This is a genomic window from Amycolatopsis sp. GM8 (assembly GCF_021653975.1).
Classification (GTDB): Bacteria; Actinomycetota; Actinomycetes; order Mycobacteriales; family Pseudonocardiaceae; genus Amycolatopsis_E.
Genome location: NZ_JAJKFK010000003.1, coordinates 584,769 through 599,200, shown reverse-complemented (window position 1 = coordinate 599,200; position 14,432 = coordinate 584,769). Strand labels below are relative to the sequence as shown.

At 70.3% G+C, this 14,432-nt stretch carries 9 protein-coding genes; 2 read left to right on the top strand and 7 right to left on the bottom strand.

All coding sequences use genetic code 11. The features are described 5' to 3' along the window. Window positions 1–3 precede the first annotated feature (3 nt). Genes LOZ83_RS16095 through LOZ83_RS16080 form a run of 4 tightly spaced genes read right to left on the bottom strand, consistent with a single transcriptional unit; the run spans window position 4 to window position 8,829 of the window. The gene (locus LOZ83_RS16095; protein ID WP_236791460.1) at window positions 4–2,388 is read right to left on the bottom strand and encodes a GTPase-associated protein 1-related protein; all 2,385 of its coding nucleotides are present in this window, start codon (window positions 2,386–2,388) and stop codon (window positions 4–6) included. Next, window positions 2,388–3,566, bottom strand: coding sequence for a zinc ribbon domain-containing protein (locus LOZ83_RS16090; protein ID WP_236791459.1), 1,179 nt, complete (start codon window positions 3,564–3,566; stop codon window positions 2,388–2,390). Before LOZ83_RS16090 ends, LOZ83_RS16095 begins: the two co-directional genes overlap by 1 nt. 4 nt (window positions 3,567–3,570) lie before the next feature. After that, complete coding sequence (locus LOZ83_RS16085; protein ID WP_236791458.1) at window positions 3,571–5,724, bottom strand: hypothetical protein; 2,154 nt, start codon at window positions 5,722–5,724, stop codon at window positions 3,571–3,573. Between the two features lie 15 nt (window positions 5,725–5,739). After that, window positions 5,740–8,829: a P-loop NTPase fold protein gene (locus tag LOZ83_RS16080; RefSeq protein ID WP_236791456.1), complete on the bottom strand. Its 3,090-nt coding sequence runs from the start codon at window positions 8,827–8,829 to the stop codon at window positions 5,740–5,742. A 227-nt stretch (window positions 8,830–9,056) separates the two neighbouring features. Here LOZ83_RS16080 and LOZ83_RS16075 point away from each other — a divergent pair, with 227 nt between their 5' ends. Further along, window positions 9,057–9,818, top strand: a complete 762-nt coding sequence (locus LOZ83_RS16075; RefSeq protein WP_236791454.1) for an SDR family oxidoreductase — start codon at window positions 9,057–9,059, stop codon at window positions 9,816–9,818. Here the strand turns inward: LOZ83_RS16075 and LOZ83_RS16070 are convergent. Both LOZ83_RS16070 and LOZ83_RS16065 read right to left on the bottom strand, forming a co-directional pair. Further along, window positions 9,805–10,878, bottom strand: a complete 1,074-nt coding sequence (locus LOZ83_RS16070) for an amidohydrolase family protein (protein WP_236791453.1) — start codon at window positions 10,876–10,878, stop codon at window positions 9,805–9,807. The two genes, LOZ83_RS16075 and LOZ83_RS16070, sit on opposite strands and share 14 nt — an antisense overlap. Next, on the bottom strand, window positions 10,823–12,226 hold the full coding sequence (locus tag LOZ83_RS16065; protein ID WP_236791451.1) for an MFS transporter: 1,404 nt from the start codon (window positions 12,224–12,226) through the stop codon (window positions 10,823–10,825). The genes LOZ83_RS16070 and LOZ83_RS16065 overlap by 56 nt, the downstream gene beginning before the upstream one ends. An 82-nt stretch (window positions 12,227–12,308) precedes the next feature. Here LOZ83_RS16065 and LOZ83_RS16060 point away from each other — a divergent pair, with 82 nt between their 5' ends. Continuing rightward, on the top strand, window positions 12,309–13,100 hold the full coding sequence (locus LOZ83_RS16060) for an IclR family transcriptional regulator (protein WP_236791449.1): 792 nt from the start codon (window positions 12,309–12,311) through the stop codon (window positions 13,098–13,100). Here the strand turns inward: LOZ83_RS16060 and LOZ83_RS16055 are convergent. After that, window positions 13,042–14,277 carry an MFS transporter gene (locus LOZ83_RS16055; RefSeq protein ID WP_236791448.1) on the bottom strand — a complete coding sequence of 412 codons (1,236 nt, stop codon included), beginning with the start codon at window positions 14,275–14,277 and terminating at the stop codon, window positions 13,042–13,044. The genes LOZ83_RS16060 and LOZ83_RS16055 overlap by 59 nt on opposite strands. Window positions 14,278–14,432 lie beyond the last annotated feature (155 nt).

Genomic DNA, 14,432 nt, shown 5'->3' with positions numbered 1-14,432 from the left:
CGGCTATTCCTGCCTGCGCGACCGGCGGCGCCCCTGCCAGCCCCGGTACTTCTTCAGCCAGTTCCGCCACACCTCGCCGTTGGCCCGGTCGAGCCTGACCAGGTGCTTGCCGACCCGCTGGCGTGCTTCGTAGTCCAGGCGCGAAGTCCAGCGCTGGAGGATGGGGTCGAGACGTTCGGTTTCGGACGGTGCGAGCCGGCCGGACCAGGAGAGGTCGAGCGCGAGTGCGCCGAGTATCTCCGTGTTGACCCCCGGCGGCGGGTGCTTTTCGTGAAGCGTCCGGGACAGGTAGTCGACCAGGAACCGGTGCAGCGCCCAGCCGCCGTCGTGCACCCTGGTGCCGCCAGACAGCGCGGCGCCCGAATTGAGGGTTTGCACGATTTCCCCGGCACGCGCCGCGATGATGTGGTCCCCGACGGCGTTCATTTCGTGGCGGGTCGGTGGGGAGATCTGCTCCGGGTACTGCACGGCGCTCAGCCACCGCGCCAGCAGCTCGTCCTGGACCGACCACAGTGCCGGCGGACCCTGGGTGGGCCGCCAGTTCCGGTAGGCGAGCAGCCGCAGCAGGTCGAGCAGATACGCCGTGGGCCGGCCGCGGGTGGCGCCCCCGGCGCGAAGGGCCAGGTCGGCCAGTGCGTCGGACGCGGTGTGACCGTGGGGAAGTGCTTCGATGAACGTGCGCAGCTCGCCTTGCACGGATGGGGTGAGCCGGAACAGCGCCTGCCACGCGGCCACGTCGCCGTCCGATCCCTGGACGTGCGCGGCGGCGTGCACGATCATGTCGTGCCGCGCCTGGTCACCCGCGGCGACCGCGGCCGCCGCCAGTTCCGCGTCGATACCGCCCGTGGCGTCCGTGACGGTCGGCCACAACAGGCGCCACCAGTGCGTGCGCAGCTGCGCCACGGTCCGGGGATCGGAAAGCCTGGCCGCGAGCGCGTCCTTGAGCAGGTCGAGCATCTCCGCGCGGCGTCCCCAGCCTTGCGGGTGCAGCGGCTGCTCGGGACGCGAGGACCACCACTGCGCGAACCGGCCGGCGTTCTCCGCGAACCCGGCGGGACGGACGGGCACCAGGTGGCGGGCCGCGAGCAGCAGCAGCGCGTCGACGTGCTCCGGCCGTGCCTGTGCCAGGGCCGCCTCGAACAGCTCGGTCGCCTCACCCGTTTCCGTTGTCGTGGCAGCGGAAACCGGGGGCAGGCCGGCGACGAAGGCGGCGCGTTCCGCCGGATCGTCGATGGCCGACAGCGCGTTCAGTTCGGCGGCGCGCAGTTCCCGCCGGAGGCGGTCGGTCAGCGGACCGCTGCGACCCGACAACGCCCGATGGAGGTCGTGGAGCGCGGTGGCATCGGGCCGGGCCGCCAGGACAGCGGCGGCGATCTCCTGTCCCACCTCGGCCACCACCCGGGCCGGTTGCCGGGCCAGCCACGCAGCGAGCGTGTGGACGTCCTCGTCCGCGCGCACGTCGTCCCCGAGCACCAGAACACCCGCGGCCAGCCGATCTCCCGGCGTCTCGGACGATCCGGCGAACCGGTCCGCCAGTTCCACGGCATCCACGACGTCCACCGGATCGCCGCGGAGAAACCGCGGGACCCAGAACCGCGCGGCGGGGCTGGGCTCGATCGGCGGGTGGCTGCCGGTGATCAGGTCGAACACGGCGAAGCCGTGTTCGTGCACCGAGCCGGCCCAGTCGGGATGCACGGCGAGCACGGCGTGCCGGCTGTAGGAGATGTTGCTGGCGAAGATCCGGAAGCTCACCTCCAGCGCACTGTGCTGCGGCAACAGCAGGGTGCCGGCGGTCAGCCAGCGAAGCACCGTTTCGGGATCGTCGGCGACGAACGCGAGCCGTCGCGGCCGGTCGCCTTCGAGCCCGTGCAAGGCAGACACGATCGCGGTGAGCATTTCCTCCGCGTCGGGGCGCCCCGCGAGCCAGGCGTGCACCACCTCTGTCCGAAGTGGACCCGGATCGGGTTCGCCGTCGATCGGCTCGCACGTCGTGGTGGCGGCCGGGCGCCGCGCCCACCACGACGCGGCCCACAGCTGCGCGGGCCGCAACTGGCCGTAGGCCGACGGTTCCGTGGTGCTGATCGCGTGCGTGAACTGGTTGCCCTCGCGCGATCCGTTCGCCTCGGTGCCCAGGTACACGCCTTGTGCCGTGACGTACGCGCCGTCGAAGACATGGGACAGCGACGGGGGATAGTCCCGGACCGGCCGGCGCCGCCGCATCCATTCCGGTGGCGGTTCGTACAGCACCGATTCCTGGACCAGCGACATCACGCGATGTTCGACCCCGGGCGACACCGCCTGGAACTGGAACCCGGCCACCCCGCGCAACCCCTGCCCCGGCAGGCAGTCGGTGTAGTACAGCGAAGCGAACGCACGCGGCGCGGCCATCACTTCACCTGATCCACGATGCGGAACAGGCTGAGCAGCCACAGCAGCGGCTCGTCGACGCGATGCGGATGCACTCCCGCGGCGGCGACCGCGTCCCGGTGGTAGTCCGGTTCCCGGCCCAGCGCCGAGACCGCGAAGTAGCGGTACCTCTTGTAGTTGTTGCGCAGCAAGGTGTCGATGGCGTCCGCGCCCAGCCCGTCCAGCAGCTTCCGGACGTGTTCGTGGGTGGCCCGGCCCATCGGCTCGTCGTACCCGGCTGCCTCCCGTGGCCGGTCCAGCAGTGGATGGTCCTCGCCCAGCGCGGCGAAGAACGAGTCCATCTTGGCGAACACGACGGCCACCGGGATCCGGATGTAGCCGCCGCGCTCGTGGTAGCGCAGCCGTTCGGTGACCCGGCTGAGCACCTCGACCGGGGTGGCGTCCGGGTCGGCCTTGGTGGGCACGGTGATCCGGGCGTGCGCGCCCGGCAGCTGCCACGGGTCCAGCACGACGATCAGCGCGTCCACCGCGTCGAGGTAGCGCTGCACGTTGATCTGGTCCTGCGTCGTCATGTCCTCGCCGGCGGCGTCGTAGAACGTGATGATGCTGCTGCGCGGCCGGACCCGCCCGTAGTGGCGGCGCCGCTGCCGCCAGCTCAGCACCACCGGCGGTCGCAGGCCCCTGGCCGCGGACGGCGTCTGGTTCGGCAGCACCTTGTCGTGGTAGAGCGCCTGCTGGTAGGCCTTGAGCCATTGCCCGGTGGAGGCCATCCCGGCCTGGGAGTCCCCGATGTGCTGGACGTCGGCCTTGAACCGGCGCCGGATGCTTTCGAACAGCTCGTGTTCCAGCACGGTCAGGAACACGGTCTTGCCGGCGCTCTTGCCGCCGATCAACCCGATTCTCGGGCTGCGCCGGTCTTCGCCGATCACCTTGGGCAGCGGCGTGTGGCAGGTGGGACAGGCCCGCACGGTGGCGATGCCCTGGCACAGCGGGCAGACGGCGGACTTGCGCCGCCCGGCGAGCCCGCGCGGCGGGGGGAAGGTCGGCCAGGAGGGGAGCGCGTAGCCGGTCCACCGTTCGCGGGTCTCGTCCTGGATGCGCTGGCACCCCTCGCCCACCGGCGACCGCCCGTAGCACTGGAAGTGCAGTTTGGCCAGGCTGATGGGCTCGTAGCAGTAGGGGCAGGTCACCTTGTTCACGGGTTCACCTCGGCTTGTCCAGCGGCTGCGCGATGACGGTCACGGTGCCTGGGATGGCGGGAACGCAGACCAGCTCGGCGTTCCGGTGCGGCGCGGTCAGTTCCAGGACACGGTCCTCGGTGGCGTCCTTGTCCAGCGTCACGAAGAACCTCAGCAGGACCTCCAGATCATCGGCCTGCCGGGACACCCCGACGAGCAGTTCGCACGGCTCGATCCGGTCGAGCGCGGTGAGCGTGACGACCGCCTTGCGGGTCCTGGACCACGGAGCCCCGCGGAGCTGGACGGAATAGCCGAGTCGGGGCAGCCGGGCGGGCAGCCTTGTGGTGGCCGGTAAGGAAAAACCGGGTTCCGGGCCGGGCGCGCGCGTCATGGCGCGGACCTCGATCTCGATCGAGGAGGTGCCGTAGCGGATCCGGCAGCCGTGGACGTCGTAGTCGTGCCGGGAAAGCGTCAGCTCGTCCGAGCCGTCGGGACCGCTCCAGCGGACCGAAACCTCGGGAATGCCTTCGGGCCAGATCCAGGAGACCAGGATCTCGCCGCCGCGGCGCTCGGCGCCGAGATCGGCGACCGGCGTCAACGCCGTGAAGGAGACCGGATGTCCCACCACGATTTCGTCCCCGTGCGCTGCGAACGCCACATAGGTCAGACGGCCGGGTGCCACGTCGCCGGTCAGGACGGTCGTCGCGCCCCGCGGAACGCGCTCGCCGCGGAGTTCGGTGCCGAAGCCGTTCAGTTCGGCGGCCGAGATCCGGTCGCCGGGCTGCCAGGGGCACGGTGTCGCCGAGAAGCGGACCCGGACGTCGTGCCCGGACTGCAACGGCCAGCTCGCCTGGACCCGGGGCGTGTGCTCGATGGTCGCGGATTCCAGTGCCAGCTCCAGGATCCGGTTGTGCTGCTGGAAAAGCTGCGTGTCGGAGCTGGCGTAACGAAAGACCTCGCCGGGCACTTCGGCACCGTCCACTTCGTACACTGGCCGGATTTCGTACCACGAAGGCGATTCCGGGACGAACTCGTCGTCGAACGTGTCGAGGTTCTCGCGCAGGATGGTCTCGTGCCGGTCGCCGTCCGGCCGGATCCGCACGATCCGGACGGCGACCGCCCGCGGCTGGACCCGCCAGGACATCCGCAGCCGGTGCCCCGCGGGCTTGGCGTCGCGCAGGACGACCGGTGGCAGCACTTCGATACTGGTGGCGCACGGTGCGGACCACGCGTCGGCGTCCCGCACGCCGGCGAAGACGGCGTACCACACCTCACGGGCGATCGGTGCGTCGCGATCGACGGCCCTGGTGTCGGGCCCGTCGTAGACGACCTCCCCGTCGTCGATGGTGCGCGGCTCGTGATCTACGTTGCGCACCAGGAGATACCGCCCGGCTTCTTCGTCGCCCGGCGCCCAGGAGAGCATCACGTCCAGACCCGTCAGCCGGGCGGTCAGGCTCCGCGCCGCCACCGGCGCAGTGGTCGCCGCAACGGCCGGCTTGGCCGGGGCGGGACGCCATTCGGGGGTGAGCCGCTCGTCGAGCACCGCGAGCACGAGCCGGCTCGCGGCTTCGGGGTCGTCCAGCTGCTCCGTGACCTGCCGCAGCAGCAATCGTGCGGGCATCCCGGCGTTGAGTGCGTGCCGGATCCGTTCGGCGATCGCCCGGTCGTCCGGTGGTTCCGGCTCGGTCACCACGAGGCCCGCCTCACCGGCCGCGGCGGCCAGCGCGCCGGGCGTGAATTCCGGGTACGCCAGGTGTAATTCGGTCAGCACAGCCGGGGTGATCGCGGCCAGCGGGCCGTAGGCCTCCCGCAGCAGCGTTACCAACCGGCCGGTGGCGGTCCGCCGTTCCTGCTCCTGGTCGACCAGTCTGGCGCGCCACCACTCGGCGTTCGCGAGTTCATCGCCGTGCTCGGCGGCCAGATCGCGGTCCGCCGCCTGGAAGGCCCGGTAGACCCGCTGCATCGAGACCGGCAGGCTCAGCCGCCTCAGCATCGCCGCCCAGTGCGCGCGCACCTCTTCGACCCGGTGCAGGAGCTGGTCATCGGGCAGGTCCGCGCTGATCGCGTACCGCTCGGCCAGCTCGTCCGGATAGCCGCTGCTTTGCCTGCCGCGCAACGGTTTCACCACCCGGTCGTCATAACCGGCCGGGTCGAACGGCTCGTGCGGTGGTGCGGTCATGGCGTCCCTCCGGCGTCAGGCCTGCGCGCCACAGCAGTTGCGGATGAGGCCGGGCGTGAGCCGCAGGGGCGCCAGGTAGTCCAGCACCTCGCGCAGCTCGGGGTCCTTGAGCAGAGCGTCGAGCTCCGGCGAATAGGGATGTTCGGCGACCGCGTCCGGATGCGCCTCCAGATGATCGGCGAGCGCGGGCCAGCGCACCCGCAGGATCGTCCACAGCGCCAGCGCGTCACTGCTCACCGGGACCCCTTCGAGCGTCCGGGCCGCGCGGAGCACGCCATAGGTGTTGAGAAAGCGCTTCATGCTCCGGGGATTTCCGTGCAGCAGCGTGGCGAATTTCTGCAACGCGTGCTCGGTCAGGTCGGATCGTTCGGATTCGGCGAGCTTCTTGACCGCCGACGGGGCGGTGTATTCGCGGACCGGCCCGGGCGCGTCCATCCACGCGCGCATGACGTCACTGCCCGCGGAGCTGGCTCGCACCTGCCGTTCGACCCGCGCCGCTTCGTGGCCGAGCGGACGTTCCGCCGCGCCGTCACGGATGCCGAGGATCTTGTTGAAGTACAACGTCCTGGTGTTCGGTCCGATGGCCGGCAGCGGCACGCTCAGCTGAAAGAGCTTGTCCAGGAACAGGTATCCGAGCGGGCGGCCGGGATCGTTCCCGGCTTCGGTGAACTTGTCGTAGACGACCTCGTACGCCCGCCGCAGCCAGCGCCCGTCCGCGGCGATGACGAAGTACGCGGAGCGTCGTTTCGCGGATTTGCTCGGGGCGTCGCGCACCAGGGTCTGGATGGCGTCGAGCAGCTCGACGATGTACCGCTCGCCACAGCGGTCGAGGTCGTCGACGAAGAACACCACGCGCTTCGCCGACCGCGAGATCAGCCACCCGAAGTGCTCGCTGACCTCCTGCATCGGATTGGTGTGGTGCTGTTCCAGGCGGCGGGCACCGCGGGCGGAGTCCCACAGCAGGAACTTGGTGGTCAGCAGGATCGCGCCCCACAGCACCCCGAGCACCGCCAGGACCGCGGTCGTCGACTTGGCCAGGTTGCCCAGGAAAGTGGCGGATCGCCACGCCGTGCCCGAGAGCACCAGGGCACCCCCGGCGAGGACGAGCACGGCGAGCAGCACCAGTGCGCCGAAGAAATAGGGACCGACACTACGGCGCGCCCGCACTGCGGCCTCGGCGAAGCGAAGCTTCATCCGGCCGGTGGGGGACAGGCTCCGGGCCAGCTGCTGGCGGAAGGTGCTCAGCAGGGTCCACCACGGCGGATCCACCCGGCAGTTACGCCAGGCATCGAAGTCGACCACCAGGAAGTCCGAATCCAGTTTCGGTGCCAGCAGCGTGAGCAGCGTGCTCTTGCCCGAGCCCCAGGGGCCTTCGAGGTGGATCAGGAACGAGGGCGTCGGGTCCCGTTCCGACAGCTGCTTGAGCCGGGTGGCGAGCACGTCGGCCAGGGCGTCGCGTTTCAGGGCGTCCTTCGTCTCCGGGGCGTCGCTGAGCCAGGCGACGAACTCTTCCCGGATGGACGCCGTCTCGGCCAGCCGGCGCTCGGCCCGGGCCCGTTCTTCGGGCGGTTCCTCGGCGTCCAGCCGTTTCCGGGCGTACTCGTGGACCTGGCTCGCCATCTGGTACTCGGCCGTCGCCTCGTGCCGGTGCAGCAGCCGCCGTTCGCCCAGCTTGGCCAGGACCCGGTCGGCCTCGCGCGCGGAACTGCCGGTCAGCGCGGCGAGTTCGGTGGCCACGATCTTGCCCGGATCCACCAGGGCGAGCAGCCGCAGCGCCCGGCTTTCGTCGGGGGCGAGCCGCCGGTATCGCAACAGGACCCGGGCATGGGTGATCTCGGGCTCGGTGTCGGCGGTGTCGTGCAACGGAACGGCTTCGTCGGCGAGGTGGTCGACCCGTTGCCGGACGGTCGGTCCCGCGACGAGGCGTACGGCCGAGGCGATCGCGGTGATCATCCCGGGCGAGTAGTCACAGGTTTCGGCGAGCTCTTCGGCTTCCGCGGGTGTGACGTCCACAATGGACTCGACCAGTTTGGCGGCGGCGAGTGGTTGCAGTACCCCCACCGGGATTTCGCGCGCCGTGATGCCGGCGGGTTTCCGACGCGCGGTCAGCAGGACCAGGCCACCGGTGGCGACCGACGCCAGCACCGCCGGAACCGGGTTGTCCAGCAGGACGACCACCTGGCGGCCGGCGACCAGCTTTCGGTAGGTCTCGATACGCGCTCCGGTGGTCGCGGGCAGGTCCCACACCGGCACTTGCAGTCCGGTCAGCAGCCGCTCGAAGGCGTGCTGCACCATCGCATCCGCGTCTCCGGTGAGCGTGCCGAGATCGACGTAGAGCTGCCCGTCCGGGAACTCGCCGGCGTGACTTTCGATCCACTGTGCCGCGAGCGCGGTCTTGCCGAGGCCGTCGGCGCCGGTGAGCACGATGACGCCGGGACCGCGGCCCGTTTTGTACTCGTCGAACGCGGCGTCGAGGGCGTCCATTTCGGTCGCGTGACCGAAGAACTCCTTGGGTGGGTGGGGAACCTGGACGGGCACGTCCATTTTGGCCGGAGTGGTGACCTCGTGCCGCCAGACTTTCACCTGATCCGTCGCGTACAGGTACCAACCTGACTCGAAGGCCGCGAAGTCGGCCGGCGCGGTGCCTTCGTCGCCCAGCAGCAGGTGGACGGATTCGGAGAGCAGGATCTGGACCGTGTTCTTCGTGCCGGTGTGGTCGTCGAGCGCACGGGTGGTCAGCAGCCACTCGAGATAGGCATGCCGGGCCGGCGCGCCGCCGTCGGAATCGTCCGGCCAGAAATCGAGCACGAGCCGGAAACGCAATTGGTCATCGGCGCCGACCAGGCGGTTGTGCCGGAACGCCTCGTCCCGCAGGCCGTCCGTCAGCGTTGTGAGCAACGGCGCCACGGCCGCGGGCCGGGGGAGTTCGGCGACCATCTGGGGGCTGCCGGGTTCTCGCAGGGTGGCGGCCTGCTGACCCGCGTTGTCCAGCGTCCGGCGGAGCAGGCGGGCCACTTTCTGGCGCCGGCCGTTCTGCCGGTCGTCACCGCCCGCGGGCAGGTCCGGCACGTGCGCCGCCACGATGATGGAGCCCCCAGTGCTCAACGAACGGTCCTCCTCATCGGCTGCGGGCCCGATGCTCTCAGCGACTCACGGTTATGTGTCGGGATCATGGGAAATTCGTGACATGAGAACGCCGATTGCGGCCATTCGGGTGAATCGAACCGATAACGCCAGGCCACGACTGTCGTTTGTGCACAGTGCCCGACCTGGTGCGCTGGGCCACATCCGATGCTCGGTCACATCCGCCGCGCGCGGGGTGTCAGGGGAATATGACCATTCTGCTCACCGGCGGCACCGGCACACTCGGCCGCCACGTCCTCCCGTTGCTCAGCGCGTCCGGCCGGCGGGTGCGTGTTCTGAGCCGCCACGAGCACGCACCCGCCGACGGTGTCGAGTACGTCACCGGCGATCTGTTGTCCGGCAAGGAAATCGACGACGCGACGGCCGGCACGGAGATCATCCTGCACCTCGCGGGCGGACCGAAACGCGACGACGAAGCCGCCCGCGCCGTGGCCAGGGCGGCCCAGCGGGCCGGGGTCCGGCATCTGGTGGCCATCTCGGTCATCGGCGCGGACCGGATGCCGCTCGGCTGGTTCCGCACCCAGCGGGCGGTCGAGGAGGCCATCATCGGATCCGGCGTGCCGTGGACGATCCTGCGGGCCGCCCAGTTCCACACGCTCGTCCGCACGATGCTGGACAAGATGGTGAAGCTGCCGGTGATCCCGGCGCCGGGCGGCCTCCGGTTCGAGCCGGTCGACCCGCGCGAGGTCGCGGCGCGGCTCGCCTCACTCACGCTCGGCGAACCGGCCGGGCTCGTGCCGGACCTGCCCGGGCCGAAGGTGTACGAGCTGGCCGACCTGGTTCGCGGCTACCTGAAGGTGCGGGACAAGCACCGGGCGCTTCTGCCGATCCGCATGCCCGGCGCGGCCGGGCGCGCCTACCGGTCGGGCGAGAACCTGTCGGTGTCCGGGCAGGCCGGGCAGCGGACCTGGGAGGAATTCGTGGCCGAGTCCGTGCTCACTTCCCGCTGATCACGGCCTCGTCCAGGCCGAACACGTCGATCGCGATGTCCTGGTAGAACTGCTTCAACTCGGGTGGGGTCAGCGGCAGCGCGTCCTGCATCCGGACCTCCTCGGGCACGTACTCGTAGGGGTAGTCCATCGCGTACATCACGCGGTCCGCGCCGACCACCTCGCGGGCGTAGGAGATCGTCGGCGCCCACGGCATCCCGCTCGTGGTCAGCCAGATGTTGCGCCGGAAGTACTCGCTGATCTTCAGCTCCAGCGGCTTGATCGCCTCGTACCGCTTGGCCTTCACCTGTCCCGCGTGCATGTAGTCCAGCCGGTACAGCCAGTACGGCAGCGCCTCGCCGAGATGCCCGACCACGACCTTCAGCAACGGGAACCGGTCGAACACCCCGGCCGTGATCATCCGCAGCAGGTGCATCGCGGTCTCCACGCCGAACCCGAAGATCGAACCGTCCAGCCCCGCCTCGACCAGCGGTTTGATCATGTCGTTGTTCGGGGTGTTCGGGTGCAGGTAGACCGGGACGCCGAGGGCCTGGGCCGCTTCGAGGACCGGGTAGAACCGCGGCTCGTCGAGGTAGTGTCCCTTGATGTGCGAGTTGCAGATCAAACCCTTGAGCCCCAAGGAGTTCACCGCCCGCTCGAGCTCCTTCACCGCGGCCGGGATGTCGCCGAACCCGACCGCGGCCAGGCCCGAGAACCGGGCCGGGTAGGTGAGGGTCGCCTCGGCGATCCGGTCGTTGGTGATCGCCGCGATCTCCCGCGCGTCGCCGTCGCCGAGCACCTGCGTGCCCGGCGAGGTCAGCGCCAGCACCGCGTGATCGATCCCGGCCGCGTCCATTTCGGACAGACGTTTTTCGCCGGCGTCCTGCAGCCGGTCGCGGACGAACCGCGGCCGCTCGGCGTCACTCGTCAGGTAATGGCCCATCAGGCTCCGGAAACCGATGTCGCCGGTCGTTTCCAGCGTCTTGCGGAACAGGTCGATCAGCTCGGGCGGGGCGTACGCCTCTTCAGTGGCGATCCGCAGATAGCCCACGCCGCCGCCGGTCGTCAGGGGTTCCGACATGTTCTCCCTTTCTGTCCACAGTGGAAAGCCTGCGGCGGAACACGACCAGCGCGCCACCGGTGACCGCCGCGATCCCGGTCGCGACCAGCATCACCACGAACACGACGGTCGTCGCCCCATTGGTCCAGTCCAGCAACCAGCCGATGAGGTAGGGCCCGAGAATGCCGCCGATCCGGCCGACGCCGAACATCATCCCGGTACCGGTACTGCGCAGGTGCACCGGATAGGTCTGCGCGGACAGGGTGTCCAAAGCGGACTGACCGCCGATGATGCCGAATCCGGCTAAACCGGTGAAGATCAGCTGCGCGCTCGCCCCGGCGCTCACGCCGACCAGCAGCACGGCCACGGCCGCGATGACCATCAGCACGGTCAGGCCCACCGCGAGATCGCCGCGGCGGCGGTCGCACACGATCGCGACCGTGATCCCGCCGATGATCCCGGCCAGCTGCAGGATCGCCAGGAAGAAGAACGACGCCGCGAAACCGTTGCCCCGGCTTTCCATCACCGACGGCAGCCAGCCCGACAACCCGTAGATGCAGAACAGGATCATGAACGCGCACACCCACAGCGCGAGGCTCGTCGGCCGGAACCGCGGGCCGACCACGGTGCCGATCATCTCCGCGGCCGACGCGCGCCCGCGCGGCCGCACGAACCGTGAGCCGGCGTAGATCCGGCCGGGGTTGATCTTCTCCAGCGTTTTCGCGACGTCGTCGTGCCGTTCGCGCAGCACCTGGAACTGGACGGATTCCGGGAGCAGTGGCAGCAGCACGAAACCGAGCACGAGCGGGGCCGCGCCGATCCAGTACAGCGCGTGCCAGCCCAGGCTCGGTGTCACGTAGATACCGGCCAGCGCGGCGAGGAGACCGCCGATGCTGAGCCCGGCGACCGTCGCGGCGACCACCCGGTTCGCCGAGCGGGCCGGCGCGAACTCGTTGATGAACGCCGTGCCCAGCGGCATGATCACGCCGAGGAACAGCCCGGTCAGGAACCGCAGCAGGATGAACGAACCGAAGTCGTTCGCGGCGACCGCGGTGGCGAGGCTCAGCACTCCGGTGCCGAACAATGCGCACAGCAGCACCGGGCGGCGACCGATGCGGTCGGCGATCGGGCCGTGCACCAGCGCGCCGATGAGGAAACCGATCAGGCCGGAGGAGACCATCAGCCCGGTCTCGCTGTGGCTGAGCCCCCACGGTTTCACCGTGTAGTGGATGACGTAGGACGCGTTGAGTGTGTCGTAGCCGTCGAAGATCATCGCGAGCATGATGCTGACGACCAGCATCAGGTGGAAGCGGCCGAACCGGGCCGTCCGCAGCTCTTCGATCGCGTCAACGGGCACGGGCGTGGACACCGTTGTCTCCTTTCCGCCAGGCCTGCTCCGAGCGAATCACGGGTCGCGGGCAAGCGGAAGATCCCGGAGTTATATTTCCGTCATGAGGAAATCGCCGTCCGGGCTGAGTTCCGTGGACAACGCGCTGCAGCTCGTCCGGCTGCTCGCCCAGCACCGGGCACTGCGGCTGTCGGAGGTCGCGGACCTGCTGGGCGTGGCGCCCTCGACCGCGCACCGCTTGCTGAACTCCTTGCGCGCGCAGGGTTTCGCGGAGCAGGAAGCACGCAACGGCCCCTATGTTCCCGGTCCCGTGCTGCAGGAATTGGGCCTGGCGGCGGTGAACCGGATGGATGTGCGGCAGGTGCTGCGGCCGGTGCTGGAACGGCTGTGGGCGCGGACGGGCGAGACGGTGAGCCTCGGCGTGCTGGAGGGGCGGCAGATCCGGTTCGTCGACGGGATCGAGAGCACCCGGACGGTCCGGGTGGGCAACCGGACCGGGGTGCTCATTCCCGCGCACTGCACCGCGGCGGGCAAGGCGATCATGGCCGCACTGTCCGAAGTGGAGTTCGACCGCCGGTTCGCCGGGCGGAGCCTGGAACGCCGCACGCCGTCGTCGATCGCCGGCTGGCCGGAGCTGACCCGCGAGCTGGCGGCGATCCGCAAGGCGGGCTTCGCGATGAACGTGGAAGAGGGCGAGCACGGGGTGAGCGCCGTCGGCGCCGCGGTGTGCGATGTGCTGGGCGCACCCGTCGCGTCGCTCAACATGGTGCTCCCGTCGAGCCGGATGCGGACGAAACGGGTGGGCCGGTCGCTGGCGGGTGCCGTCCTCGACGCGATCAGCGATGCTTCGGTGGCATTGCGGGAAGTTCCCGGGTCCGGCGCAGCGGGCTCGTGACCAGGAGAACACCCGCGGCCAGCACGACCCCGGTCATGATCCCGATGGCCGGGCGCACGCCGAGCACCGTGGCGAGCGCACCGCCCAGCACGGCCCCGACCGGATCGGCGGCGTAGCTGACGACGTTCGCCGTCGCGACCACCCGGCCCCGGAGACCGGGCGGGGGATAGGTCTGCTGGAACGCGGCGATCACCACGTTCGCGGCCACGATTCCCGCCGCCGGTACGAGATTCCCGGCCACTGCCAGGAGCACGCCCCAACCGGGCGCCGCCACCGGGATCAGCAGGAGGAACGGCAACGTCGTCGTCAGGCACAGCAGCAGCCCGCGCGCGGTGCCGAACCGGCGGGTGATCCGGGTGGCGCAGATGGCGCCGACAACCCCGCCGATTCCGGACGAGGCAACGACAATCCCCACCACGGCGGGCCCGGCGCCGAGGTCCCGCGTGACGAAGAGTACTTGCAGCGCCTGGAAACCGGTCAGCCCGAGGTTCGCGACACACCCGAACACCGCGAGCGCCCGCAGCCAAGGATCGCCCAACGTCCACCGGAGCCCGGTGCCGATTTCCTCGCGCAGGGACGAGCGAGAGCCGGTTCGCGGTGCTTCGATCGCGCGGATCGACAGCAGGCTGAAGAACGAAACCACGAACGTCGCGGCGTCCGCGAGCAGCCCCGACACCGCGCCGAACACCTGCGCCAGCACCCCACCGAGCCCCCGGCCCGCGATCTGCGCCGCGGACTCGCTGCCGCGCAGCATCGCGTTCCCGGCGCCGAGTTGTGCGTCCGGAACCACCGTGGGCAGATACACGCGATACGCGGTCGTGAAGAACACGCTCGCCGCCCCGGCCAGCAGCGCGACCGTGAGCAGGTGCGGCACGCTCAGCACGCCGAGCCACGCCGCGACCGGAACGGACAGAAACAGCGCCGCCGCAACGAGATCGCAGGCCATCATGAGCGGGCGCCGGGCGACCCGGTCCACCCACGCGCCGGCCGGCAGCCCGAGCACGAGCCACGGTACCCAGGCCGCGGCGGCGAGCAGCCCCACGGTGAATGCGTCGGCATCCAGCGTCACCACGGCGACCAGCGGCAGCGCGACCGCCGAGACGTTGCTGCCGAGCCGGCTCGTGCTCTGGCCCAGCCACAGCAGCCGGAAGTCCCGTCGCCGCAGCAGTCCGTCCATGGTGATCGAGCCTGCCCGCGCCGCCGCCACCCCGCACGGGTTTTCGCGCACGGCGAAGTCCCGTCTACTTCGGACTCGGCTGGACGCGCATGTCATCATCGGGGCCATGACGAGCCTGCCCGGAGAGCCGGAGCTCAACAGCGGGATCCTGCCCG

Coding starts and splice junctions, on each gene's coding strand:
- LOZ83_RS16095 (WP_236791460.1), bottom strand. CDS start 2,388: ATGGCCGCGCCGCGTGCGTTCGCTTCGCTGTACTACACCGACTGCCTG.
- LOZ83_RS16085 (WP_236791458.1), bottom strand. CDS start 5,724: ATGACCGCACCACCGCACGAGCCGTTCGACCCGGCCGGTTATGACGAC.
- LOZ83_RS16075 (WP_236791454.1), top strand. CDS start 9,057: ATGACCATTCTGCTCACCGGCGGCACCGGCACACTCGGCCGCCACGTC.
- LOZ83_RS16070 (WP_236791453.1), bottom strand. CDS start 10,878: ATGTCGGAACCCCTGACGACCGGCGGCGGCGTGGGCTATCTGCGGATC.
- LOZ83_RS16060 (WP_236791449.1), top strand. CDS start 12,309: ATGAGGAAATCGCCGTCCGGGCTGAGTTCCGTGGACAACGCGCTGCAG.
- LOZ83_RS16055 (WP_236791448.1), bottom strand. CDS start 14,277: ATGGACGGACTGCTGCGGCGACGGGACTTCCGGCTGCTGTGGCTGGGC.